Annotated in this window: 26 protein-coding genes; 7 read left to right on the top strand and 19 right to left on the bottom strand. The window is 35.4% G+C overall.

Annotated features, from left to right (window positions below):
- Positions 1 to 9 precede the first annotated feature (9 nt).
- The 4 genes from selB to F1847_RS02135 are packed head-to-tail and all read left to right on the top strand — an operon-like array spanning position 10 to position 4383.
- On the top strand, positions 10 to 1923 hold the full coding sequence (selB, locus tag F1847_RS02150; protein WP_150071466.1) for a selenocysteine-specific translation elongation factor: 1914 nt from the start codon (positions 10 to 12) through the stop codon (positions 1921 to 1923).
- Positions 1924 to 2604, top strand: a complete 681-nt coding sequence (locus tag F1847_RS02145; protein WP_150071465.1) for a uracil-DNA glycosylase — start codon at positions 1924 to 1926, stop codon at positions 2602 to 2604.
- A complete protein-coding gene (locus F1847_RS02140) occupies positions 2579 to 3868 on the top strand; it encodes a nodulation protein NfeD (RefSeq protein ID WP_150071464.1) in 1290 nt (429 codons plus the stop codon). The genes F1847_RS02145 and F1847_RS02140 overlap by 26 nt, the downstream gene beginning before the upstream one ends.
- On the top strand, positions 3865 to 4383 hold the full coding sequence (locus F1847_RS02135) for a hypothetical protein (protein ID WP_150071463.1): 519 nt from the start codon (positions 3865 to 3867) through the stop codon (positions 4381 to 4383). Before F1847_RS02140 ends, F1847_RS02135 begins: the two co-directional genes overlap by 4 nt.
- On the opposite strand, the gene F1847_RS02130 is transcribed toward F1847_RS02135, so the two are convergent.
- The 6 genes from F1847_RS02130 to F1847_RS02105 all read right to left on the bottom strand — a co-directional run bounded on the left by F1847_RS02130 (position 4361) and on the right by F1847_RS02105 (position 10077).
- Complete coding sequence (locus F1847_RS02130) at positions 4361 to 5572, bottom strand: pyridoxine 5'-phosphate synthase (protein WP_150071462.1); 1212 nt, start codon at positions 5570 to 5572, stop codon at positions 4361 to 4363. The two genes, F1847_RS02135 and F1847_RS02130, sit on opposite strands and share 23 nt — an antisense overlap.
- Complete coding sequence (locus tag F1847_RS02125) at positions 5572 to 6339, bottom strand: tRNA (adenine-N1)-methyltransferase (protein WP_150071461.1); 768 nt, start codon at positions 6337 to 6339, stop codon at positions 5572 to 5574. The genes F1847_RS02130 and F1847_RS02125 overlap by 1 nt, the downstream gene beginning before the upstream one ends.
- A 27-nt stretch (positions 6340 to 6366) precedes the next feature.
- Complete coding sequence (locus tag F1847_RS02120; RefSeq protein ID WP_150071460.1) at positions 6367 to 7788, bottom strand: aminopeptidase; 1422 nt, start codon at positions 7786 to 7788, stop codon at positions 6367 to 6369.
- Positions 7789 to 7834: 46 nt separating this feature from the next.
- Positions 7835 to 9247: an NAD-dependent malic enzyme gene (locus F1847_RS02115; protein ID WP_150071459.1), complete on the bottom strand. Its 1413-nt coding sequence runs from the start codon at positions 9245 to 9247 to the stop codon at positions 7835 to 7837.
- A gap of 21 nt (positions 9248 to 9268) precedes the next feature.
- Positions 9269 to 9679, bottom strand: a complete 411-nt coding sequence (tsaA, locus tag F1847_RS02110) for a tRNA (N6-threonylcarbamoyladenosine(37)-N6)-methyltransferase TrmO (RefSeq protein ID WP_150071458.1) — start codon at positions 9677 to 9679, stop codon at positions 9269 to 9271.
- 74 nt (positions 9680 to 9753) lie between these two features.
- Entirely contained in the window at positions 9754 to 10077 is a 324-nt protein-coding gene (locus F1847_RS02105) for a hypothetical protein (protein ID WP_240702830.1), read from the bottom strand.
- Positions 10078 to 10278: 201 nt separating this feature from the next.
- Here F1847_RS02105 and F1847_RS02100 point away from each other — a divergent pair, with 201 nt between their 5' ends.
- Together F1847_RS02100 and F1847_RS02095 are read left to right on the top strand one after the other, a co-directional pair.
- Positions 10279 to 10827, top strand: coding sequence for a LemA family protein (locus tag F1847_RS02100; RefSeq protein ID WP_150071457.1), 549 nt, complete (start codon positions 10279 to 10281; stop codon positions 10825 to 10827).
- An 8-nt stretch (positions 10828 to 10835) separates the two neighbouring features.
- The gene (locus F1847_RS02095) at positions 10836 to 12539 is read left to right on the top strand and encodes a DUF2207 domain-containing protein (RefSeq protein ID WP_150071456.1); all 1704 of its coding nucleotides are present in this window, start codon (positions 10836 to 10838) and stop codon (positions 12537 to 12539) included.
- Between the two features lie 324 nt (positions 12540 to 12863).
- On the opposite strand, the gene F1847_RS02090 is transcribed toward F1847_RS02095, so the two are convergent.
- Complete coding sequence (locus F1847_RS02090) at positions 12864 to 14507, bottom strand: glycosyltransferase family 39 protein (RefSeq protein ID WP_150071455.1); 1644 nt, start codon at positions 14505 to 14507, stop codon at positions 12864 to 12866.
- 223 nt (positions 14508 to 14730) lie between these two features.
- On the opposite strand from F1847_RS02090, the gene F1847_RS02085 reads away from it, so the two are divergent.
- The gene (locus F1847_RS02085) at positions 14731 to 16269 is read left to right on the top strand and encodes a glycosyltransferase family 39 protein (protein WP_150071454.1); all 1539 of its coding nucleotides are present in this window, start codon (positions 14731 to 14733) and stop codon (positions 16267 to 16269) included.
- On the opposite strand, the gene F1847_RS02080 is transcribed toward F1847_RS02085, so the two are convergent.
- The 12 genes from F1847_RS02080 to ispE all read right to left on the bottom strand — a co-directional run bounded on the left by F1847_RS02080 (position 16251) and on the right by ispE (position 25654).
- Positions 16251 to 17213 (bottom strand): hypothetical protein, encoded by a 963-nt coding sequence (locus F1847_RS02080; protein ID WP_150071453.1) that lies wholly within the window; start codon positions 17211 to 17213, stop codon positions 16251 to 16253. The two genes, F1847_RS02085 and F1847_RS02080, sit on opposite strands and share 19 nt — an antisense overlap.
- Positions 17207 to 18163, bottom strand: coding sequence for a beta-ketoacyl-ACP synthase III (locus F1847_RS02075; protein ID WP_240702872.1), 957 nt, complete (start codon positions 18161 to 18163; stop codon positions 17207 to 17209). The genes F1847_RS02080 and F1847_RS02075 overlap by 7 nt, the downstream gene beginning before the upstream one ends.
- Before the next feature lie 32 nt (positions 18164 to 18195).
- Positions 18196 to 19203: a phosphate acyltransferase PlsX gene (gene plsX, locus F1847_RS02070; RefSeq protein ID WP_150071451.1), complete on the bottom strand. Its 1008-nt coding sequence runs from the start codon at positions 19201 to 19203 to the stop codon at positions 18196 to 18198.
- Between the two features lie 16 nt (positions 19204 to 19219).
- Positions 19220 to 19402, bottom strand: coding sequence for a 50S ribosomal protein L32 (gene rpmF / locus F1847_RS02065; protein WP_150071450.1), 183 nt, complete (start codon positions 19400 to 19402; stop codon positions 19220 to 19222).
- A gap of 1 nt (position 19403) precedes the next feature.
- The gene (locus F1847_RS02060; protein WP_150071449.1) at positions 19404 to 19952 is read right to left on the bottom strand and encodes a DUF177 domain-containing protein; all 549 of its coding nucleotides are present in this window, start codon (positions 19950 to 19952) and stop codon (positions 19404 to 19406) included.
- 123 nt (positions 19953 to 20075) lie between these two features.
- Positions 20076 to 20630, bottom strand: coding sequence for a hypothetical protein (locus tag F1847_RS02055; RefSeq protein ID WP_150071448.1), 555 nt, complete (start codon positions 20628 to 20630; stop codon positions 20076 to 20078).
- On the bottom strand, positions 20627 to 22168 hold the full coding sequence (gene guaA, locus F1847_RS02050; protein ID WP_150071447.1) for a glutamine-hydrolyzing GMP synthase: 1542 nt from the start codon (positions 22166 to 22168) through the stop codon (positions 20627 to 20629). Before guaA ends, F1847_RS02055 begins: the two co-directional genes overlap by 4 nt.
- Entirely contained in the window at positions 22165 to 22629 is a 465-nt protein-coding gene (locus tag F1847_RS02045; RefSeq protein ID WP_150071446.1) for a phosphate-starvation-inducible PsiE family protein, read from the bottom strand. The genes guaA and F1847_RS02045 overlap by 4 nt, the downstream gene beginning before the upstream one ends.
- A 1-nt stretch (position 22630) precedes the next feature.
- On the bottom strand, positions 22631 to 23194 hold the full coding sequence (gene pth, locus F1847_RS02040) for an aminoacyl-tRNA hydrolase (RefSeq protein WP_150071445.1): 564 nt from the start codon (positions 23192 to 23194) through the stop codon (positions 22631 to 22633).
- A 12-nt stretch (positions 23195 to 23206) separates the two neighbouring features.
- Positions 23207 to 23803 carry a 50S ribosomal protein L25/general stress protein Ctc gene (locus F1847_RS02035; protein ID WP_150071444.1) on the bottom strand — a complete coding sequence of 199 codons (597 nt, stop codon included), beginning with the start codon at positions 23801 to 23803 and terminating at the stop codon, positions 23207 to 23209.
- Between the two features lie 31 nt (positions 23804 to 23834).
- Positions 23835 to 24791 carry a ribose-phosphate pyrophosphokinase gene (locus F1847_RS02030; RefSeq protein WP_150071443.1) on the bottom strand — a complete coding sequence of 319 codons (957 nt, stop codon included), beginning with the start codon at positions 24789 to 24791 and terminating at the stop codon, positions 23835 to 23837.
- Positions 24792 to 24811: 20 nt separating this feature from the next.
- Entirely contained in the window at positions 24812 to 25654 is an 843-nt protein-coding gene (gene ispE, locus F1847_RS02025) for a 4-(cytidine 5'-diphospho)-2-C-methyl-D-erythritol kinase (RefSeq protein WP_150071442.1), read from the bottom strand.
- Positions 25655 to 25661: the final 7 nt, after the last annotated feature.

The raw sequence follows: 25661 nt of genomic DNA, 5'->3' as shown, positions 1-25661 counted from the left end.
TGGTAGAATATGAGAAGGGTCATCGTCGGAACAGCCGGTCATATAGACCATGGTAAAACCACTTTGATTAAGGTCCTTACCGGAATTGATACAGACAGACTTAAAGAAGAAAAAGAGCGTGGGATTACCATAGACATAGGTTTTGCTCATCTGACTTTACCTTCAGGAACCCTTGTAGGAATAGTAGATGTTCCTGGACATGAAAGATTTATTCGCAACATGGTAGCAGGAGCTTCAGGAATAGACTTAGTTATGTTGGTAGTAGCTGCAGACGAAGGGGTGATGCCTCAGACGATAGAACATGTAGAAATTTGCGAACTTTTAGGGATTAAAGACGGTATCGTAGTTTTAACCAAGGTAGATTTAGTAGAAAAAGACTGGTTAGAATTGATAAAAGAAGACCTAAAAGAGTTTTTAAAAAATACCTTTTTAAAAGATGCTCCTATTTTAGAGTTTTCAGCGGTTACAGGCCAAGGTAAAGAAGAAATTCTCAAAACCTTAGATGAAAAGGCCTTAAAGATTTCTATAAAGGCTGAAGACCAACCTTTTAGACTACCGGTAGACGGAGTTTTTACCATCAAAGGATTTGGAACGGTGGCTCGTGGGACTGCCATTTCAGGAAAAGTAAGCCTTAACCAAACCTTGATGGTTTATCCTAAAAATCTTCTTACCAAAGTAAGAAACATTCAGGTCCACGGTAAAAATGTAGAGGTAGCCTATGCAGGCATGAGAACAGCCCTTAACCTACAAGGAGTAGAAAAAGAAGAAATAGAGCGAGGAGACGTTCTAGCAGACCTTGAAGTCTTAAAACCTTCTCAGTGGTTAGATGTTAAGCTTAATTCTTTAAAAAGTGTAACCCCACCTATTAAAAACTTTGAAACCCTTCTTTTTTATATAGGAACCAAAGAAACTTTAGCTAAAATTTTTCTTTTAGGAAAAGACCAACTAAATCCAGGAGAAACAGATATAGCCCAGATATTTGTTCAAGAGCCGGTAGTTGCTTGGAGAGGAGATAGGTTTATTTTAAGGAGAACCTCTACCAACCAGACGGTCGGAGGTGGTGAGGTTTTAAACCCTGTAGCCTATCGTAGAAAAAGGACTAAACCTTGGGAAAGAAAAGAACTTGAATATTTATCTCAAGCCTCTGAAAAAGACCTCATTAAGTTTTGGGTAGAAAAAAGAGAATTTTTAGGGATTTATGAAAAGGACTTACAAATTATGGTCTCTATTTTCGGGGAAAAGTTCAAAAAAATCGTAGAAAAACTGGAAAATGACTTAATAAAGATAAAAGAAGGAGAAAAGGTTTTTTATTTTAGCAAAAAGGCTGAAAAAGAGCTTAAAGAACAGGTCGTTGCTACTTTAAAAAATTTTCATACCAACAATCCTTTTAGTCCTGGACTTACAAAAGAGCTTTTAAAAGCTAGGATTTCTTCTTTTATTTCTGAGGGATTTTATCAGTATGTACTCGAAGACTTGATAAATAAAGGGGTTATAGGAAGAAATAAAGAAATTCTTTATTTAACCGAGTTTAAGTATTTAAACTCAGAAGAGAAAGAAAGACTAAAAAAAGAACTTGAAGAAAAATTTTTATCAGAAGGTTATACCCCAAGGGATTTTGAAACCATCCTTCTTGATTTTAAAGAAAATTATAAAGCTGCTAAAGAATTGGCTCAAACCCTTTTAAGGGAAGGTATTTTAGTTAAACTTACAGACAAATTAGTATTTCATGCTAAAATATTAGAAGAATGGGAAAATTTGGTGAGAGAAGCCTTTCAGAAGAAAAAAGAATTAGAGATTACTGATTTTAAAAATCTTCCTAAGGTTCAGCTGAGTAGAAAATTTTTGATACCTTTGGTAGAATATTTAGACAAAAAGAAGGTTACCCTTAGGGTGGGAGATAAAAGAATATTGAGAAAACCCTAAATGGACATTAGAAAAGAACTAATCAAAAATCTTTTTTACTTGAAAGAAATAGGATTACAAGCTATACCGATTTCTGAAGCTATTAAAAAACTTCTTCAACAAGAGGTTCCCTTAGAAGAAGATTCCTTATTTTCATTACAAAATAAGGTCCTTCGGTGTGTGAAATGTACTCTTCATAGGGTTAGAAAAGGGGTAGTTTGGGGAGAAGGACCTACCGAACCTAATGGTTTGATGATAATCTCCGAATATCCAGACCGGGACGAAGATTTTTACGGAAAGCCTTTTATAGGAGAAGTAGGTAACCTTCTTGAACGGATGCTTGCCGCCATCAATCTAAAACGCGAAAGTTTTTTTATTACCCATGCGGTTAAATGTAAGACTCCAGGAGGAAGACCTCCGGAACAAGAAGAAATCGAAGCTTGTAAACCTCATTTATTAAAACAGATAAAACATTTAAAACCTAAACTGATTTTAGCCTTAGGTTTTACCCCACCTAAGGTCCTTTTAGATGGTAAAAACTTAACTTTAGTAAGAGGAAAGATTTTTAAACTTAAGGAAATCAACATATTTTTTACCTATCATCCTTCCTTTGTGTTAAAAAATCCAGGGATAAAACGAGCCGTATGGGAAGATTTACAAAAATTTAGGAAATTTTATGAAGAAATGTTTTTGGCTAGTTAGTTTAATCTTAGTTTGTTTATGGACTTCCTTTCTAAAAGGAGCAGAGACTAAAAAGGTTTATCATGTAAAAATAGATGCTCCTATAACTCCTGTTATTGCCAATTTTATAAGTTATAGCATAGACCTTGCCAACCAACAAAAGGCCGAAGCAATTATTATAGAACTTGATACACCTGGAGGGCTGGTTGAATCTACCAGAGACATAGTAAAAGACATCTTACAAAGTCGAGTGCCTGTGATAGTTTATGTAAGTCCATCTGGTGCCAGGGCTGCCTCTGCAGGCACTTTTATCTTACTTGCCTCCCATTTGGCAGCCATGGCCCCTGGAACCCATGTAGGTGCTGCCCACCCTGTAGAACTTACCGGAAAAGCAGATAAAGAGGTGATGAACAAAGTAGTCAATGACCTGGTAGCCTGGGCTAAAAATCTTGCCCAGATGCGTAACCGCAACGAAACCTTTGCAGAAGAGGCAGTAAGAAAAAGTAAAAGCATCACTGAAAACGAGGCTCTCCAAATAGGGGTGATAGAACTTATAGCTAAAGATTTAAACGACCTATTAAATAAAGCCCACGGAAGGCAAGTCCTGGTAGGAGAAGAAAAAAGAATTCTAAACCTTAAAAACGCCCAAATAGAAAAAATACCTGAAGACCTCAAAACCAAGATTCTTAAAATTCTTACTAACCCTAACTTGGTATATTTTTTGCTTATGTTAGGGCTTGCAGGGTTGTATTTTGAGCTCTCCCATCCTGGAAGCATCTTTCCTGGTGTATTAGGGGCTGTTTGTCTTATCTTAGCCTTGGTGGGTCTAAGCATCATCCCTGTAAACTATGCAGGGCTTGTTTTTATCTTGTTAGCAGGTGTGCTTTTTTTCTTAGAACTCCAGGTAACCTCGCATGGACTTTTAACCTTAGCCGGGGTGATTTGTCTTTTTTTAGGTTCTCTTATGCTTTTTGGTAAAAACCCTCCGGCCTTAAAGGTTTCAACCCCTCTTTTATACTCTTTGGTCCTTATCTTTTCCTCGATTTTAGGAGGTATCACCTATATCGCCTTAAAAACCGTTAGGAAAAAGCCTGTTTCAGGACGAGAAGGAATAATCGGGAAAATAGGTAAGGTTTTAGAAGAAGTAGGACCTCAAGGAGGAAAGGTGTTTGTCGAAGGAGAAATCTGGCAGGCTTATGCAGAGGAGACCATACCTAAGGGAGAAAAAGTAGTAATTTTAGAAAAAGACGGCTTAAGACTAAAAGTAAAGAGAAAAGACCAATGAAAAAAACTTTAATTTCTTTGATAAGTCTATTGTTTTTCATAGTTTTCGCCAACCATTCTCAAGGAAAAAGTTTTTGCGACCCCAAACTTTTATACCAAGCTGATGAGAAATTTTTTATCAACCTTCCGGGATTCCAAGCTACTGAAATCAAAGAAACCAAAACTAATTTCTTAGGAACTATTCGCAACAAAGAGAGGGTTTACAAAAACCTGAAGGTTAAACTAAAGGTTAGGGTGTTTTGGGGAGAAAATTTAATGCCTAACTGGCAAGACTTAGTGCTTAATCTTTTAGAAATCGATAAAAACGACTTAAAAGATGAAGAAATAAACGAAATAAAAGTAAAAGTTTACGAAAAAGGAGAAAAAAAGGTAGTAATCATCCCTGTTTTAGAAACCCCTTCTCAAGGATTTTTAATCCTTTTTAGTTCTAAAGACTTAACCTTAGAAAACCTTAAAAATTTAACCTCTCAATTTCCGATAAAAGACCTCTGTTCTATCCCCGAGCCTTTAAAATAACCTCTTTCATTTCCCTCACTGCCTCTTTCATTCCTACCATAATAGCCTTAGAAACTATGCTATGTCCGATACTAAACTCCTCTATTTCTGGAATAGCAGCTACAGGCCCTATGTTCTCGTAGCTTAAACCATGTCCTGCATGCACAACAAACCCAAGGTCTTTAGCTAACCTCGCAGCCACTTCAATTTTAGCCAGTTCTTCCTCTTTTTTAACCTCATCCTCTGCTTCGGCATACATTCCTGTATGGATTTCTATAATCTGAGCCCCTGTTTTTTTGGCAAGCTTTATAGTCTTCTCTTCTGGATTTAAAAATAAACTTACCTTGATACCTGCCTTATTTAGGTCTTTTACTGCCTTTTTTACTTCATCTACTCTACCTTCTAAAACCATCCCTCCTTCAGTAGTTATCTCCTCTGTTCTTTCTGGCACCAAGGTTACTTGAAAAGGTTTAATCTCTTTAGCAAACTTTATCAACCCTTCATCTATAGCCATTTCTAAAATAAGCTTAGTTTTAATCACCTCTTTTATCAATCTTACATCCCTTTCTTTGATGTGTCTTCTATCTAATCTTAGATGAACCACTATTCCGTCAGCCCCACCTAACTCAGCCAGTACAGCCGCATGTACAGGGTCAGGATAAGGGGCTTTTCTTGCCTCTCTAACCGTAGCCACATGGTCTACGTTTACCGCAAGTTTAGCGGGCATATATTCCCTCCTTTTTAAAAAGTTTAAAACCTCCTCTTTACCTTCTGAAAAACCTATTTTTTCAAACAATTGTATCTCTTTTCTTAACATAAGCCAAGGAGAAAAAACCCCTTTTTCATGGTCGTAATCAAGTAAATGTAGCAACCCATGGATGGCTAAACTTAATAAATAGTTTTCAAAGTTTAAACCATAAAACTCAGCCTCTTCTTTAGCCTTCTCTACAGAAATGATAATCTCTCCTAAAAGCTTGTGGTTTAAGTCCTGCTTACCAAAAAACGAAAAAGAAAGGACGTTGGTAGGATAGTCTCTTCCCAAATATTTACGGTTTAAGTCCCAAATGGTTTGGTTATCCACTAAGGTTAGAGAAACCTCTTTTTTAACAAGCTTTAACTCTTTTAAGGCCTTGTTTAGGCTTGCAACCAGTTTTTTTTCAAGCTCTGCAGATAAAAGATCCCTTCTAAGCACCAAAACTGAAACAGGCATTATTTTTCAACCACCTTTTTAGCAAAAATTAAATACCCTGTATGGGCTACCATCCTATCCTCTGGCCTTAATCTTTCGGGATTAGGCTTATATTTTCTAAGCAAGATTTCTGAAACTTCTATGTCTAAAAAGGGAAGACGTTGTATTTCTAAAAGACATTGAGAAACCTGATTAGCAGTAGGCACAAGTATTCCTAAAAAATGTCCTCCTTTTAATGCCTTCCATGCAGCAGAAATTAAATACCAAGGTTCTTTTAGGTCTAAAAATACCGCATCTACTTCTTCCTCTTCAAAGGCCTCAACCACTTCTACATTTTTAAAAACTACCCTGTCTAAAAGTCCAAGTCTTTTAAGGTTTTTTATAGCAATTTGTTGAAACTTCAGTTCTCTTTCATAAGAGATTACCTTACCCTCTTGACCAACCATAAAAGCAAGGGCAGTAGTTAAAGCCCCAGACCCACCTCCACATTCCAAAACCACACTTCCTGGACCTATATTAAGCTTTAACAAAATATACCCTATATCCTTAGGATAAACTACCTGGGTAGCCCTTTCTATTTTCATCAAAAAATCATAAAGCGAAGGCTTTAACACATAAAATTTTTCTCCTTTTTTTCCGTAAACTATTTCTCCATAAGTCTTGCCTACTAAATCTTTCAAGTCCAAAAAATCTTTATGAGTATGAAAAAATCCTTCTTTAACCTCTACCAAATATTTTTTTTCCTCTGAGGTTAAAACCAAAACATAATCTCCTTCTGCAATCTTCATAAACTCAACCTTTTTACCACAAAAGTATTAATGTCTAAAGAAACTTTTATAAGCACGATAACACATAAAAAGGTCGGCTTTATGTGCCACTTCAAACGGTGAATGCATAGAAAGCAAAGGTGGGCCTGCATCTACTACGTCCATCCCATAAGAAGCAAAATACTTAGCTACCGTGCCTCCTCCTCCTTCATCTACCTTCCCCATAGAAACTACTTGGTAAACCACCCCGTCTTCATCCCAATTTTTTAAAAGCTGCGCTAAAAATTCGGCATGAGCCTCATTTGCCATATATTTTCCGCCATGCCCCGTATACCTGTTTACCGCAATACCATAACCTATCTTAGCATCATTAAGCTTGTCATGCACCTCTATATAATTAGGGTCTATCCCAGCGGTTACGTCTGCAGAAATAGCCTGGGTATTAGCCATAACCTCAAAAAACACATCAGGAGTAGGAGAAAATCCTTGTTTTTTAATAAGTTCGTAGATAAATTTTTCAAAAACCCTACTTTTAGCTGAGGTATTACCCTCAGACCCTATTTCTTCTCTATCCATAAAAAGCAAAATGTTAATATATTCTGGATTTTTTACTTCTAAAAACGCTTTAAGAGAGGTAAAAGCACATATTCTGTCGTCTTGTCCATATCCTCCTATAAAGGCTCTATCTATACCTACCTCCCTTGCCCTACCGGCAGGAACTACATAAAGCTCTGCTGACACGAAATCTTCTTCTTTTATCCCATAAGTTTGATGTAAAATCCTTAAACAATTTAGTTTAACCCTTTCTTTTAGGTCTTTTTCTTCGTCTAATTTTTCCAAAGGTATGCCACCAAAAAGAACGTTTAGTTTTTCCCCTAAGATAGCCTCAGAAAGTTTTTTTTCTGACTGAACCTTTCTTGAAAGATGAGGAAGGAGATCACAGATAGTAAAAACAGGCTCATCCTCCCTTTCACCCAGCACCACTTTTATCAAGCTACCGTCTTTTTTAACCACTATTCCATGTAAACTTAAAGGTTGAGCTACCCAATGATATTTTTTAATTCCCCCATAATAATGGGTTTTCAAAAAGGCTAAATCGGTGTCTTCAAAAAGCGGATGTAGTTTAAGGTCAAGTCTTGGGGTATCTATATGACTAACTACTATCCTAAGTCCTTCGGTTATTCCTCTTTTACCTTGATGCCAAGCAAAAAGTAGTTTATTTTTGTAAACTACATATCCTTTTTTATTGCCTTTTTCGGAAAAACCTTCTTTTTCTAAAAGGTTTAAAGCCTTTTCTATAGTTTCTCTTTCTGTTTTTGCTTGAGAAAGAAATTCAAGATATTTTTGGCTTAAAGACTCAACCTGAGTTTTTTCCTCTTCCTTCAATACTTCAAACACATGTTTAGGGTTCCAGACCAAATTTTTTATCAATTCTGATTTTTCTTTAGAACTAACCTTTTTTTTAGCCATTAGCCCTCCTTTTTATCTCAAACTTTTTAATCTCAAAAGATAAAGTTTAGTTTAAACTTTTTACTGATTTTGTCAATTTTTCTACCACAGCCTTAGCTACTGCTTTTACTACCCTTTTATCAAAAATGCTAGGGATTATATAATCTTCTTTTAGTTCGTCATCCTTTATGATATAGGCGATAGCCTTGGCTGCTTCAATAAAAACCTCTTCATCTACCTTTTTAGCCTTAGCCTCTAACAATCCTTTAAAAAGACCGGGGAAAGCTAAGGCATTGTTTATTTGGTTAGGATAGTCTGAACGCCCTGTAGCTAAGACCCTTACTAAGGGTAAGGCAAGTTCTGGGGCTATTTCTGGGTCGGGATTAGATAAAGCAAAAACCACCCTGTCCTTAGCCATAATTTTTAAATCTTCGGGTTTAAGGATGTTTGGAGCTGAAAGCCCTATGAAAACATCTGCCCCTACCAAAACTTCAGAAAGTGATCCTTTCAATTTTTCTGGATTGGTAAGTGCTGCCAGTTCCTCTTTATATGGGTTCATCTTTTCTTTTCTTCCTTGATAGATAGCCCCTGCGGTATCGCATAAAATAAGGTGTTTAACCCCATATTTTAAAAGAAGTTTAGCCGTACCTATAGCCGAAGCCCCTGCTCCTGAAATAACTATCTTCATATCTTTTAAACTTCTTTTTAACAACCTTTCTACGTTGATAAGCCCTGCTAATACCACAATAGCCGTCCCATGCTGGTCATCGTGGATAACAGGGATATCAAGCTCCTCCCTTAACCTTCTTTCTATTTCAAAACATCTTGGGGCAGAAATATCCTCTAAATTTATCCCACCAAACACTAAAGATAGATGTTTTACCACCTCAACAAACTGGTCTATCTCTTGAGTAGTTATCGCTAAAGGGAAGGCATCCAACCCTGCAAACTCTTTAAAAAGCATGCACTTACCTTCCATAACCGGCAAAGAAGCTAAAGGCCCTATGTTGCCCAAACCTAAAACCGCAGACCCATCGGTAACCACCGCAACGGTGTGTCCTTTTATCGTGTATTTATATACCTCTTCCGGATGGTTTTTAAGGTATAAACAAACCTTAGCAACCCCTGGGGTATAAACCTTAGCCAAAGTCTCTTGATCCTTTACCTCTACTTTGTTTACCATTTCTATCTTTCCTTCCTCATGCAACTCAAAGATCTTATCTACAACCTTTAGCAGTTTTACCTCTTTTAAACCTTTTAACCCCTTTATAATCTTTTTTCTCTCTCTTTCATCTACACATATTACCTCAATTTCTCTTACAACCTTATTCTTAGAAACTTTGATTAATTTTACACTTCCTATCTCTCCACCCAATCTATTGATAAAACCTACAACCTCTCCAAACCTACCCAATAGGTTAGGCATTTCAAGCCTTATAATAAAAGGATAAAAAATACATTCTTGTTCTGAATGCTTCATAGAAAACTCCTTTTTAAATTTTTAGGTAGAATTTTTTTGATAGGCTTTAAAAGGTTTTAAATCGAGAATAGGGCTTCCATCAAACATATCCAGCCCTTTTACCTTGACCTTGTTGTCTGAAACTTCTAAAACCTCAACTACCGAAAGACCTATAGGGTTGGGCCTGATAGGAGAACAAGTGCTAAAAACCCCTCGCAATTCCTTTCTATGAGGAGGTTTTTGTAAAAGTTTGTCTGAAGTAAAAGGAGGGGATTGATGAAACACAAAAAGCACCACGATTTTATCTCCCTTTTTAAAATCTCTTAGCCCTAACTGATATTCCGGGTTTATTTCTAAATAACCTTCTACCTCAGAAATAGACCAATGTCGAGGAACTTCCTTAGCCTCGGTTTTTACATATCCAATAACACGAAATACATATTCTTCCTGCACTTATAAGGTCTCCCTAAAACAAAAACTGGTAGCAGGAAGGAATACCTGCCTGCTACTTAAAAAGTTTATTTATTCTAAATATACCAAAGAAATGGCTTATTGAGAAGTGGCGTTATTAGGGACAACTTTTTTTGGTGTTGTCTGATTTTTTCTTGTTTTTTTAGTTCTTTATGTTCTCTAATTCTTGATTTTTCCCGTGCCCTTTCTCTAACCGTCTTTCCAAATCCTTTTTTGCTTTCTTCTCCTTTAAGCTCTTTAGTAGCATTACTAACCTCTTTACCTATCCCAGCCCCTTGATAAGGTTTGGGACCAGCAGGACCTCCTTGAGGCCCCTTAGCATAAACCGCAGAAAACCCCAATAAAGAAACACCTGCTAAAATAGCTACCAGCTTTTTCATGTCTCCCCCTCCTGTGGTCTTTTTTATTAGTTTTTATTTCAAAAAGTATACCTAAAATTAAAATCTTGAAATCTTCAACAAACTTAAAGTTTTCTAATATTTTTAAAGAAATCTTTGCAAAAATTGCATTTTTTACAAACGTAAAAAATAAATTTGACTTGAAAAATCTTTGATGTTAAAATCCTCCTTAGGAGGATAAAAATGTTATATTTCATTCTTTTAACTATCTTTATTCTAATAGTTTTTTGGGCAATTTGGGTTTATAACAAGCTTATCAAGCTAAAAATAATGATAGAACAAGCTTGGTCTGATGTAGACGTACAATTAAAAAGAAGGCATGATTTAATACCCAATCTTTTAGAAACTGTAAAAGGATATGCACAGCATGAAAGAAAAACTCTTGAAGAAGTAGTAAAACTAAGAAATACAGCAATTACTGCCCAAACCCCTCAAGAAAAAATAGAAGCTGAAAATAGGTTAACTCAGGCTTTAGGACAACTCTTTGCCTTAGCAGAAAGTTATCCTGACCTTAAAGCAAGTAGCAATTTTCAAGCCCTACAAAATGAGCTTGCCAAAGTTGAAGAAACCATAAGTCAGGCGAGAAGATATTTAAATGCAGTAGTTAGAGATTACAATACCGCTATCTCGATTTTTCCAAATTCTATCCTTGCAAGGATTTTTAACTTTACCCCTAAGATATTTTTTGAAACAGATGATAGAGAAAGAGAAGTCCCTCAGATTAAATTTTAAGAAATAAAATGCGACGACTTATCTTTTTGACTTTATTATTAATAATCTTTTCTCCTTTTTCATCTTGGGCATGGTACATAAAATATTACGATGTAGAAATAAAAGTGGAGCCAAGTAGTGAATTAAAAATCGTAGAAAAATTGGTCGTTGATTTTGAAGATGAAAATAAACATGGAATCTATCGTGATATTCCGTTAGATTTTTATGACCCTTCAGGGAAAAAACATAGGATAGAAATTAAAGACATTTTGGTAACCAATCAAAATCTTAACTCTTATCAAACTAAAATTTCTAAACATAAAAATACTTTGAGGATTAAAATCGGAGATCCCAATAAATTGGTAAACGGAACTCAATTTTACATCATCAGCTATAAAGTAAAATACGCTCTTTATAATCTTGGCCCTATAGATGAGCTTTACTGGAATGCTATAGGAACAGGTTGGAATGTCCCTATAAAAAATGTAACCGCTAAAGTAATCCTACCCTTTGAGGATAGTTCTATTCAATTTACCTGCTATACAGGTGCCTTTGGTAGAATTGATAAGAATTGTAAAATAAAAAAAGAAAAACAAGCCATCTTATTTACCCTTACTCAACCTTTATCTGCCCATGAAGGAATGACGATAGCTGTAGGTTGGAAGGCAGGATTAATACCTATACCTGAAGGTCCACCATGGTGGAAAAATCCTTGGATATATACGTTTTTATACATAATATTATTCTTAAGTTTTATGATATGGTTATGGTGGACCAAAGGAAGAGATATCGGAGGCAAAGGAGCAATACAGACTCAGTATTTTCCACCAGAAAACTTAACACCACTTGAAGCAGGAACTTTAATAGATGAAAAAGTGGATGGGCGTGACATAGTTGCTGAAATCATAGATTTAGCAAGGCGAGGATATTTAAAAATAATAGAAATTGAAGAACCTAAATTCCTGTTTGGTAAAAAAATAAACTATATCCTGGAGCAAACTAAAAAGTTTGATACTGTTATTCAGAATAATCCCTTTGACCTACAAATTCTATCAGGTATTTTTGAAGATAAAAGTAGAGTAAAACTTTCTGAACTTAACAAAAAATTCTATCGCTTTATTCCACTTATAAAAAAACATGTTTTTTCTTCCCTAACCTCTAAAGGATTTTTCTTTAAAAACCCTCTTAATGTTAGAAATAAATATACCTGGCTTGGAGCAATAGTTTTTATTTTTACAATTTGGATTATGATTGGGTCTCAATTTTTATATTCTACTCTTCCTTTTCCCATTTTACTGTCAGGTTTAGTTACTGCCTTTGGTCTTCTTATTTTCGGACGGTTTATGCCACGAAAAACCTCCAAAGGCACTGAGATGTTAGAGTACTTAAAAGGTTATGAAGAATTTATTACTAAGGTAGAAAGGGATGTTATAGAAAAACTTTTCTCCCCTGAAAAAATTCCTGAAGTTTTTGAAGTCACTTTACCCTTTGCAATCGTCTTCGGAGAAGGTGATAAATGGGCAGAAGCCTTTGAAAGTTTGTTTACTAAACCACCAAGATGGTATGAAGGAACAGACAGTTTTTCAACCGTTTATTTTGCCCATTCCTTAAATAATTTCACCAGTCAAGCATCCCAAATTTTTACAACCTCACCTCGTTCTTCATCCTCTGGAAGTGGTGGAGGTGGTTTTTCCGGTGGTGGTGCAGGTGGTGGTGGAGGTGGCTCTTGGTAAAAAAATAATTATTTTAAAAATTTAACCACTCAAAATACTCCACTTATGCTACAATCTATGGTAGGGATTCAAAAAAACATAAACTTAACCTCATCAACAAAATAGAAATCAATACTTCAAAAAATGAAATAAAACCTCCATATCAGGTTTACTAACCTTTTATAAGGTTGTTAAAAAACTTTTATTATTAAGATTAGCAACACCTCGCAATCCCTTTTTAAGTAAGACAGGCTTCAACACTTTTTGTAGTTTTACATTAGAATTAATCTTTAAAACAGTTATTCTAAAAATCTTTGCTTTATTTCTTGATTAACTTAAAAATTGCTATGGTTTCACCAACAAATAAACCTTTTTTCTAACCGGTAAAATTTGAAAAATTTTAAAATCTTTTTCGTTTAAACCCAAAGATTCAAACCTTTTTTTAGATAGTAAAACCCATCGGTCTTTGAGCTCAAAAATCAAACGTTTATCACAAGGCTTTAGGTATTTAAAATCTAAAGTCTTGTATTTATATTTTCCGTAGTAAATTAAATGATGGGGTGCCTCCTCACAGAGGTATATCACTTCTCCTTTACCTACGGCTAAAACAAGGTTTTGGGATGCTTTTCTAAAATAATCTACCTTTTCTTTATGGTAAGAATAATAAAAAGCTGCATAAACCTGTTTAACAGAAAAAACACAAAAGACTAAAAACCACAAAAATCCTTGGTAAGAAACCTTTTTCCAAAACCTAAACCCAAAAGCCAAACTCCCTATTATCAAAACCCAAACAACTACCAAAGCCTCCCAATAATAAAACTTTCTAAGGATCAAATAACCTAAAAACATCACTCCTAAAGCTGCTAAAATCCAAGGTAAAAGCTTTACAAAAATTCTTAGCGACCGATTTAAAATTTCTTTTTTATATACAATAAGATACAAAAATCCGATAGCAGAAATAAAAACCAATCCTCCTATCGCTGGAAGCATATACCTAAGTCTTGCACCCAGAGAGAAAAAATGAAACATATAAGAAAACATAAACAAAAACAGAGAAAATATTATCAACTTAAAAAAATTAGGATGCTTTTTAAGAAAAACCTGGATAAAACCAGGGTCTTTAAACAAAAACAAAACAAAGATCCAAGGAGCATATCCTGTCAAAAAACCCAAGGTAAAGAATTCAAAATGTTCCCCCAAAGAGACTTCAGCCCCTGACAAAGCGTCTTTATATTCTCCTAACCAGGCAGAAAAAAGGTTTAAATCAAAACCTAAACTAAAGAAAAACCAAATTCCAAAAATCCCTAAGGTTATTCCTATACCTAAAAAATGAGGAAAGGTGAAGAGCTCTTTTAACTTTTTAAAATAAAAAAGATATGGTATCCAGGCTAAATAAAAGAAAAGTAAGGCATGAAAGGTTTTGGTTAAAACAGAAAACCCCATAAAAATGCCCCATAACAAAAAGCCCAAACATCTTCTTTTGGTCAGTTCATAAAAATAAAACCAAGAAAAAATACCGGTTGTGACCAAAAAGGTATAAAAACCGTCTATCTCAGCCCTTAGCCCCTTATCTATAACCTCAGGTATGGTTAAAAAAATTAAACCTGGTAAAAAAGGTAACAAGGAAAGAGCAGGTCCTTCCTTATCAAATCCTTCTTTTCGAAGGATTTTTATCCAAAACCAAGTTAAAACTAAAGAAGTAAGAATTATTATAAATGCAGAGCTAGCTCTGGCTGTAAACTCTGAAAAGTCTTTGGTAAGAAAAAACCACAGGGCAAGAAACCAATTATATCCAGATGGTTTTAAAAAATATGGTTCTCCAAAAAGTTTAGGAAAAAGAAATTCCTTGGTTTCAAGCATTTGTAAGGCAAGCAAAACCCTTCTTCCTTCTTCTCCTTGAAACTCTTTTTCTCCTATAAAAGGCAAGAAAAGAACTGTTCCAAAAATGATTAAAAACAGACTGATTTTTAAAAAGACTTTATTTTTCATAAAAATCTCTTAAACTTATAAAGCATATTACATTTTAAATTATCTAACAATCTTAGCAAGGAGGCAACAATTTGTGTTTTAAAGGTAAAAGCTTTAACATAGAAGATCCTTATCCCTTTTAGGTTTAAAACAAAGCTGAGGTGTATCCTTAAAAGGCAAGTTTTTTACCCTTTAACCAAAAAGAAGAAAAGTTAAAAAAAGCGCTAATTTAGCAGAGTTTTTTATGAAAAAAGAAAACGTTATTTTTTTAGCTTTATTGGTAATAGCCTTTTTTTTGATCTTTTGGAACTTGGGAGAGAGGCCTTTATTTGGAGTAGAAGGTAGATGGGCAGAAGCAGCAAGGGAAATGGTCCTTAGAAATTCTTGGTTTGTTCCAACCCTTAACTTTGACCCTCATATAACCAAACCTCTGATACCATTTTGGTTGATCAAACTTTCTGGAATGCTTTTTCAACAGTTTAACGAATTTTTCGTAAGGTTACCTGGGGCATTGCTTGCTTTTGCAAGCTTATTGGTTTTTTATAGAGGTGTAACCCATCTTTTTTCTTATCCTTGGAACCTTATAGCTACTGGACTTCTGCTTACTTCAATAGGATTTATAGAGTTTTCTCGTTTAGCCCAATCTGAGATTTATCAACTTTTTGGGATTATCGTAGGGATTACCTTTTATGTTTGCTTTAGAAATCAAAAAAGCTTTTTGGGATACTTAGGATTTTTTATCGGAATGGTTTTAGGTGGTCTCTCTAAAGGAATAACGTCTTTTGTGGTGCTAATTACCCTACCTCTGATAGACTCAATCCTTGAAAAAAGGTTTTTTCATCTAAATTGGAAATCCATTTTAGCAGCCCTTATAGCCTTAAGTCTATATTTTCTCCCTTATTACTTAACCTCTCAAGAACTAAAAAGCGAAATTCCCTTTTATCTATGGTTTAGAGAAAACCTAAAACAAGCAGTAGACCCTTATGACAACCTTAGACCCTTTTTTATCTATCTTTATTTTTGGCCTTTATGGTTAGCTCCTTGGTCTCTCCTTTTAATAGGGGCTTTGGTTAAATTTACCTCAAATTTCCAAAAACTATCTACCGAAGAAAAACTCTTTTTCTTAACCTCTCTTGCCATCTTTTTTATCTTTACCATAGCTAAAGCCCGAAGAGGTTACTACCTTCTTCCTATTTTACCCTTCTCTATAATCTTGATTACCTACTACTTAAAAAACCATTGCCATCAGTTTTTGCTAAAAACATACCAGCTACTAAAATATCCTCTAATATTACTACCTTTAGGGGCTTTTTTTATCCTTCTATCTTTAGGTCTAAAACCTTCTCTTGGCATAAGTTTAGGATTAATCTTAGGTTTTTTGATACAGGGTCTCATCTTTTTTTTACTTAAAAAAGAAAACCTTTTTAGTCTTATCTTACATTTTGCAGTGATTGAATGGTTGGTCTATGGTCTCCTTATACCTTATCACTCTAAAAGCTCAGAAAAAGAAGCAGGTATTTTTTTAAACACTCTTCTTTCTCAAAAGCAAAACGCTACGGTTTGTCAACTTAACCAACCGGTAGCTAATGTTTACTTTTATGCTCAAATTAACCAAAAAGTAGAGCCTTTTGTCGAGGGTAAAGATTGTGATATTATACTCATTCGAAAAAAGATACCTCAAGAGATAACAAACCTTACAGAAAAAGGATACAAGCTTACTACCTTTAAAGCTCAAAAAGACCCATCAAAAACCTATTATATCCTTTATAAACCTTTTAGATAGTTCTCTACTATTTTTCTTGCCTCTTTGTAATCTTTTATCCAAAAAAGGGTAAAATAAAGCCTTTTGCAGTCCTCAAAACCTAAATGTTCTGTTAGCTTTATGGCCTTAAGTTCTTCGTTTAGATGGGGAAAGCGATTTTCTTCTGTAGGAATTAATTCTTCTTTAGGAATGATTTTAATATAAATCAAAGACCTGGCAGCAAGCAGGTTTTCAAGCTTAGAATTTTCTTTTAACTTGAAGATATATCTTAAAGTTAAGAGTTCCCCTGGAGGAAACAAAAAAGGCTTTCCAGTAAGAGGTTTTAAAATGTCTTGAAGCAAGAAAACATGAGAAACCTTACCTAAATTTTTAGTTCTGACCTGTAAAATCTTTTTTAAATAAAGATGGATAGTACCTGCTTCTATATAAATCCTTTTACCTTCAGACAGGATGTTTAAAATTGCCTCGGCCCTTAATCGATCTCTTAATCTAAATCTTGCGGCATCTGCCTTAGAAAAAGCCTTTACACTTTCGATGATTTTTTCAAAATTTCGGCTTAAGGAAACTTCATAGAATTCTAAAAGCTTTCCTATAGCTTTCTTTTCTGACTCAGCTATCCTTTCTAAAAGTGCCTCATCTATAGTTTTTAAAGAATTAATTCCTTCTGCCTTTTCTTGTAAAAATTTAACCCCTTCCAGATATGGTTCTATCTGAAAAATTTTCTTTCCTTGGCGATAAAATTTTTTAAGAAGCTTAAGGGTTTGTTTAATAAACTCTGGAAACCAGAAGTCTACGTTTGCGACATATTCTTCTTCTGAAATCTTTCCTTCAAAAACCTCTCTTAATTTTTCGTTTGGTGGTTCTTCAAGAACGATAATTTCTGAATTCTCTATAAATCTTTCAGCTAAGGGGAGAACTTCGATCCTGTGAGTGGAAAAACCTATGGTAAGTTCTGTGTTTACCATTTTAACAATGCACTTCCAAAGGTAAAACCTCCTCCGAATGCAACCAGTAAAACCAAATCTCCCTCCTTAAGTTTCCCTTCTTTTTCTGCTTCATAAAGGGCTATAGGGATGCTTGCTGCTGAAGTATTACCATACTTTTGGATGTTTACAAAAACTTTTTCCTTAGGAAGGTCAAGCCTTTCTCTTAGATATTCTATAATTCTTAGATTAGCTTGATGAGGCACCAAAAGTTTTAAGTCTTCTTTAGAAAAGCCATTTCTTTCTAATAGTTCCAAAGCCAACCTCTCCATAATCCTGGTAGCAAACTTAAAAACCTCTCTACCCTGCATTTTTATATAATATTCTTCTTTAGGTAAACGTTCATCAAAGGGAGGAAAGGCACTTCCACCTCCTTTAAGCGTGAGTAAAGGCCATTGGGAACCATCTGCTCCGAGAATAAAATCTATAAGCCCTCTTTGGGAAGGGTTTGGACTTTTTCCTACCACTACAGCCCCTGCCCCATCTCCAAGAAGCACACAAATGGTTCTATCTTGCCAGTTGGTTTTCCGCGAGAGAGCTTCAGCCCCTATTACCAACACTTTCCAGTCAGGGTTTAGCCTTACAAACTGGTCAGCCACACTTAAAGCATAGATAAAACCTGAGCAGGTAGCAGAAAGGTCAAAAGCACCGGCTTTAGAAGCACCTAATCCCTCTTGAACCAACACCGCAAGCGAAGGAATTAAATAGTCTGGGGTTACGGTAGCACAAATGATAAGGTTTAATTCCTCTGGAGAAATCCCTGCCTTTTCTAAAGCCTCTTTGGAGGCTTTGATAGCATATTGACTGATGTTTTCTCCGTCTTCCAAAATATGTCTTTCTTTAATTCCTGTTCTTTCGGTAATCCATGCATCTGAGGTTTCAACCATCTTTTCAAGGTCCTGGTTGGTTAATACCTTAGGAGGAACAGCCATCCCTATCCCTAAAACAGCAGACCTAACCGCATTTAAACACACTCCTTTTCCTCCTCAACTAAATTTTCCTTAATGGCGCTCTCTAATTTTTCTACCAGGTTGATTTTGATGGTGTTTATAGCTACTTTAATAGCGTTTTTGATTGCCAAGGCATCAGACCTTCCATGAGCGATGATTACATTTCCTTTTACCCCTAAAAGTGGAGCTCCACCGTATTCTCTCCAATCAGACTTTTTCTTAAACCCATCTATCGCCTTTTTAGCCATTAAAAGTCCCAAAATAGAAAGCATCGATTTTTTTACCTCGTTTTTTAACATCTCTAAGATAACCTCAGCCAAACCTTCAGAAAGTTTAAGACAAACATTCCCAATAAAACCATCACAAACCACTACGTCTACTTCTCCACGATAAATATCTCTGCTTTCTATATTTCCTACATAATTAAGCTTAGATTGTTTAAAAAGTTGATGGGCCTTTTTTACCAGAAGATTTCCTTTACCAGACTCTTCTCCTATCGACAATAAAGCTATCTTAGGGTTATCCCTTTCCCAAACCTTCTCTAAAAATACTTTACCCATGATACCAAACTGAAAAAGGTCTATCGGTTTGGAATCCACGTTAGCCCCTACATCTATCAAAACAAAAGGATCTTTAACAGTAGGAAGTAAGGTAGCAATAGCCGGACGCCTAACCCCTTCTATCCTCCCTAAAATAAAAATACTTCCTGCTGCTACTGCCCCTGAGTTTCCGGCCGAAACAAAAGCCTCTGCCTCTTTGGTCTTTAAAAGTTCTATCCCTTTAAAAACTGAGGCCTCTCTTTTTTTCCTTAAAGCATCCCCTGGACTCTCATCCATATCCACCACTTCTTCAGTAAAAACCACCGAAACCCTGGGCTTCCCCACATACTCCCGCAAAACCTGTTCTTTCCCTACTAAAATAAGCTCTAAATCTGGAAATTCTTTAAGAGCAAGGTCTGCACCTCTAAGGATTTGGGAGGGAGCAAAATCCCCTCCCATCACATCTAAGACTACCCTATACATAGGTTAGATAAAAAACCTAAGAAGATTCTTTTTCCAAAACCTGTTTGCTTTTGTAATAACCACAGCTGGGACAAGCCCTATGGGGAAGCTTAGTAGACTTGCATCTTGGACACACAGAAAAAGAAGGGGCGTCTAAATGTTTATGAGCCCTTCTCATCCCTCTCCTTGACCTTGAAGTTTTTCTCTTAGGTACAGCCATGTTACTTACCTCCTCTTTTTTCCAAACTGTCCTTTTCTAATAATTTTTGCAATACTGCAAAAGGGCTATGTTTTTTATAAACCCCACAGCTACAGCTTCTTTCATTAAGATTGGCTCCACAGTAGTTACAAAGTCCTTTACAATCTTCTTTACAAAGTTTCTTATAAGGTAAAGACAACCAAATTTCCTCTCTTAAAAGGTCATAAAAAGAAATCCAAGAGTTTTCAAAAAAACTAACCTCCATCTCTTCATCAGAAAGTTCTTTTTCTTCCTCAAAATTAAGACTACTTAACGGCTTTAAATCTAATTCAAAAGAATGTTCTAAATCAAACTCAAACTCAGTTAAGCATCTATCGCACTCTAAAATTAAAGACCCTTTTATAAAGCCCTCTAATTTTACCTCAATCCCTAATTTTTTCAATTTTAAAAAACCAGAAAGGGGTTCTTTTATTTTAAAACCCTCTAAATTTTTTATATCGCCAAACTCAACCTTTAAACCTTCTAAAGGAATATCATCTAAACTAATGCCCCAATTTTTAAGTTCTTCCATGTTTTTCTTAAACCTCGCTTTTGTTTGTTTTTAAAATAACTCTTAATCTAAAAAAGTCAAATATTAGACAAAAGGATGACACAAAAAGAGTTTTTAAACTTTCTTAAGATTACGTTTTAAAAATTAACCTTTAAAATATCTTAAGTACAAACCTCCTATTAAAGGAATCCAAAAGTTGTCTCTTTTAGTTAAAAGTTCTGTAAAAGCAAGAAGAGTACTAAATCCTATATCTACAAGGGTTAAAGACCTTTTAACCGTATAAACTATAAAAAGCGTTATCAAAAGAAAAGTTACTCCTCCTTCCAAGGTCTTTCCACTAAATACTTTTATTCTTCCTATATAAAATCCAACCAAAGAGGCCATCGGATCGGCTAAAGTTAACACTAAAACCACCAATCTAAAATCTTGAATACCTACTAAACCATAAAGACAGGTTATCCCAACAAGATAAAACCAACCATCGCTTATCTTATAAAATTCTTCTTTTTTAAGGAGGGGTATCCAAATTCTTTTTAAAGGAAGATAATCATATAAAAAAAGTCTTAAAATTTCAAAAAGAGAAGATGCTATCAACAAACCTACTAAGACCCAGCTAAACGTTTTATAAGAAAGAACATAGGATAATCCCCAAAGAAAAACACCAAAAAACAGATGAAAAACCTTTCTATAAAAGTTCATTCCCATTCGATCGTAGCTGGAGGTTTAGAAGAGATATCATAAACTACTCTATTAACCCCTTTTACTTCGTTAATTATACGATTAGAAAGTCTTTCTAAAAGTTCATAAGGAAGTTTTACCCAGTCAGCGGTCATAGCATCTTGGCTCTCAACACACCTAATAGCCACTACGTACTCATAGGTTCTTGCATCACCCATAACCCCTACAGTTTTTACCGGTAAAAGCACAGCAAAGCTTTGCCATACCTGATAATACCAACCTGTATTAAGCATCTCCTCGGTAACTATTGCGTCTGCCTCTCTAAGGATGTTTAACTTTTCTTCTGAAACCTCGCCTATAATCCTTATAGCAAGACCTGGACCTGGAAAAGGTTGTCTCCAGATGATATGCTTAGGTAAACCCAAAAGCTCGGCTATCTTTCTAACCTCATCCTTAAACAGCTCCCGTAGTGGTTCAATAAGTTTAAGATGCATCCTTTCAGGAAGTCCACCTACGTTATGATGAGACTTTATCGTAGCAGAAGGACCTCTGAAAGAAACACTCTCTATCACATCAGGGTATAAAGTGCCTTGAGCAAGATAAACTACATTTTCAAATTTTTTAGCTTCTTTTTCAAAAACTTCTATAAAGGTTTCCCCTATAATCTTTCTTTTTCTTTCTGGGTCTTCAACCCCTTTAAGCCTTTCAAGAAAAAGAGAACTTGCGTCCACATAATCCACTTTTAGCCCTAAACTCTTCATCAAAGATAAGACCTCTTCAGGTTCATTTTTTCTCAACAGTCCATTGTTTACAAATATAGGTATCAATCTATCTCCTATGGCTTTATGGACTAAAAGTGCGGTAACGGTAGAATCTATACCCCCAGAAAGAGCACAAATCACCTTTTCATTTTCCTTAACCAGTTCTTTTATCTCTTCTACGGTTCTTTCTATAAAAGAAGGCATACTCCAGTCTGCCTCACAACCGCACACCTCAAAAACAAAATTTCCTAACACTTCTTGTCCTATCTCTGTATGGATAACTTCAGGATGAAACTGAACCCCATAAACAGGTTTTTCTTTATGAGCTATCGCGGCAAATGGTGTATTTTCTGTTTCAGCCAACACATAAAAACCTTCTGGCAAAACCTCAATCCTATCGCTATGGCTCATCCATACTTTATAAACTCCGCCCTTTTTCAACCCTTTAAAAAGGGCGTTTTCTTCTACTATTTTGATAAAAGCTGGCCCAAATTCACGTTTTTCGCTTCTCTCCACTTTCCCACCTAAAAGATGACTTATTAACTGTACTCCATAACAAATTCCTAAAACAGGAACACCAAGCTCAAAAATCTTAGGAGTTATAGTAGGAGCATCTATATCATAGACACTACTTGGTCCCCCTGAAAGAATGATACCTGACGGTTTAAAACTTTTAATCTCTTCTAAAGAAATAAAACAAGGTTTAATCTCACTATAAACACCTAATTCTCTAATCCTTCTTGCAATAAGCTGAGTAGTCTGGGAACCAAAATCAAGGATCAATATTTTGTTTTTCATTTCATTACCCTCAATTTTCTTAAAATAGCTATACCTGCTATCAAGGTCAAAATAAGGATTCCTATAGTAAATATCTCAAAAAGATAATATTTAAACCGCTCTGGTTCAAAAGAAGGAGTATGGGCTATTTCAAAACCTACGATCAAAAGCCTTCGCACTAAAGCAATGATACCTACCAATAAAAATGGTTCTAAGCACTTAATCTTGTATTCTTCCCCAAAAATTACCTGAAGGGTATAGAAAACCTCTAAAAACATCATAGCAATTAAAAACTTGTCTAAAACATAGATGATACCTTCGGTAAAATTAGGATAAGAAGGAAGGTTCCAAATGGCTTTAAATCCATAAAAAATAATAAAAGCGGTAGCAACCAATATTCCTAAACCAATAAAAACATAAAGAGCTCTTTCAAGCCTTAAGAAAAAGGATTGTACATAGTAGTTCCAACGTTCTAAGTTCATCTTAAATCGCTGTTTGGGAATTATATATAGTCATGGTTTTTAGAAGATCTTTATAAATAAGGTCTTCTAAAGCAAGGACTGCTATCTCTATCACCTTCTTAACCTTCTCTTTTTCTTCTTCGTTAAAAGGAGATAGAACAAATTTTACTGTATCTTTATGGTCTGGTTTGCCTATCCCAAGTTTCATCCTCGGAAAATCAGAGGATCCTAAAGCTTCTATGATCGAAACCATCCCCTTATGCCCACCAGCCCCACCCTTAGGAGCAATCTTAATCTTTCCTAAGGGAAGGTCCATGTCATCATAGATTACTAACAGATTGTTTAAAGGTATTCGTTCTTTTATCATCCACTTCTTGACCGCTCTACCGGAGAGGTTCATGTATGTCTGAGGTTTAATTAAAATGGCTTTATCTTTAAAATAAGCTACTTCACTTTCCATATCTCTATAAAACTCAAACTTAAGTCTATGCTTTTTAGCAAAGGCATCTAAAACTAAAAATCCAAAATTATGTCTCGTTTCTTTATATTCCTCTCCGGGATTACCTAAACCACAAAAAAGCCACATCGCACAAAATTATTAAGCTTCTTCTGAAGAAGCCTCTTCTTTCTCAGCACCTTCAGCCACTATAGTAATAACAGTCTCCTCAGGGTTGTCTAAAATCTTTACCCCATCAGGGACTTTTATATCTTTCACGTGTAAAACATCTCCTAAATCTAAACCAGAAATATCTATCTGAATTTTATCTGGAATGTCAGAAGGTAAACACTCTACCGTAATGGTATGCATAAAAACCTCAAGCACACCACCTTTAGTAAGTCCTACAGGACGCCCGATAAACTCTAATGGTACATCAATACTTATTTTTTCACCTTCCTTAATCGCTACAAAATCAAGATGAATGATTTTATCGGTAACAGGATGAAGTTGATAATCTTTTAAAATAGCTTGTATCTTTTGAACCTCTCCGTTTTGAACCTCCAAGTTAAAAAGCAAAGTTTCTCCTTTGTATTTGTGTAAAATACTTTCAAGTTCATTAGCTTTAACTGAAATAGAAACGGGGTTAAAATTGTGGCCATAAACTACGGCGGGAATTAAACCTTGTTTTCTTAACTTTTTGGCACACTCTTTACCTGTTTTGTCTCTTTTCAAAGCGGACAAACTAACCTGCCTCATTGTATCTCCTCCTCCTTTTAATTGACATTTTTTATACAAAAAGTGAGCTTATAGACTCATCGGTATTTATCCTTTTTATAGCCTCGGCTAACAAACCTGCCAAAGAAAGGACTTGTATCTTTTCTATAACTTTTGCTTCTTCGCTTAAAGGTATGGTATCACTTACCCAAAGGGCTTTTAAAGAAGAGTTAGAAATCCTTTCTAAAGCCTTTCCAGAAAGCACAGGATGAGTAGCCATTCCATAAACCTCCAAAGCACCTCTTTCCTTGATAGCATCAGCTGCTTGACACATAGTGCCTGCTGTGTCTATCATATCATCGACGATGATGGCTACTTTATCTTTTACCTCTCCGATGATATTCATTACAGCACTTTCGTTTGGACGTTCTCTTCTTTTATCGATGATAGCGATGGAGGCCTCCAACCTTTTGGCATACTCTCTTGCCCTTTCCACTCCTCCAGCATCTGGAGAAACGATTACCAGGTCTTTTCCAGCAAAATTCTCTTTTATATGTTTTAAAAAAACTGGCAGGGCATAAAGATGATCCACAGGGATGTCAAAAAAACCTTGGATTTGACCGGCATGAAGGTCAACGGTTAAAACCCTTCTGGCACCGGCTACTACTATCAAATTAGCTACTAATTTAGCAGAAATGGGTGTCCTTGGAGCGGTTTTCCTATCTTGCCTGGCATAACCATAATAAGGAATCACAGCAGTAATCCTTCTGGCCGAAGCCCTGCGAGCAGCATCTATCATGATAAGTAGTTCCATCAAATTTTCATTTACAGGAGGACAAGTAGGCTGAATGATAAAAACATCTGCCCCTCTTATATTATCTTTTATTTCTACAAATATCTCTCCGTCACTAAAACGTTTTACCACCGCCTTTCCCAAAGGTATATCTAAAAAACTACAGATCTTTTCTGCTAATACAGGGTTAGCATTACCAGATAAAACACAAATTCCTTTAAAATTATAGCCCCCCATAGCTTTTTTCTCCTCCTAACCTACTCCAAGTTTTGTACTAAAAAAACTCTTACTTTTCTAAACTTTTTCTTTAAAGCTTCATAAACGTAAAAAGGAAGTTCTTTCTCAAAAACTCCAAAAATTGTAGGACCTGTGCCGCTAAGGCCCACAGCACAGCAGCCACAGGCTTTAAGCTGGGCTTCAAGCTCCTTTAAAAAGGGGAACTTCTCAAAAACTAAGGCCTTAAAATCGTTTATTAATCCCTGAGGCTGTCTCCAGGGAGAATGTTCGGTAGAATAATAAACAGGATTTTTGGATTTTGTCAATCCTAAATTTTGATACGCCCATTTAGTACTTATCTCAAAGTCAGGACAAATCAATAAATACCATGCAGAAAAAGTAGGATAAGGGGTCAAAACCTCTCCTATCCCTTCGCCTAAGGCTGTAGCATAAGGACTTAAAAAGAAAGGTACGTCTGCCCCCAACTCCTTAGCTATATCATATAAAACCGGAGTTTGCTGATCGATACCATAAATATAAGCTAACCCCTTCAAAACAGTAGCAGCATTACTGCTTCCTCCCCCTAAACCAGCACCTATAGGTATAGTTTTTTTAATCGTTATATGGTGATTTTCTCTCAAGTTAAAAGCCTGCTTAAATTTAACATAGGCCTTGTAAACCAAATTTTCTTCAAGAGGAATGTTAATTCCCTTGGTTATAAATTCCAATCTAAAATCAGGGACACCTTTTTTAATTTCTATTTCATCAAAAAGGTCTATTTTTTGAAAAATCGTATAAATATTATGATAACCATCTTCTCTGCGACCTAATACCTGTAAAACTAAGTTTAGCTTAGCAGGTGATAAAAAGAGATATTTTTTCATAAAAATT

It is taken from the genome of Thermodesulfobacterium sp. TA1 (assembly GCF_008630935.1).
GTDB lineage: Bacteria > Desulfobacterota > Thermodesulfobacteria > Thermodesulfobacteriales > Thermodesulfobacteriaceae > Thermodesulfobacterium.
The sequence above is the reverse complement of the archived record's forward strand: the minus strand, read 5'-3'. Positions and strand labels throughout refer to the sequence as shown.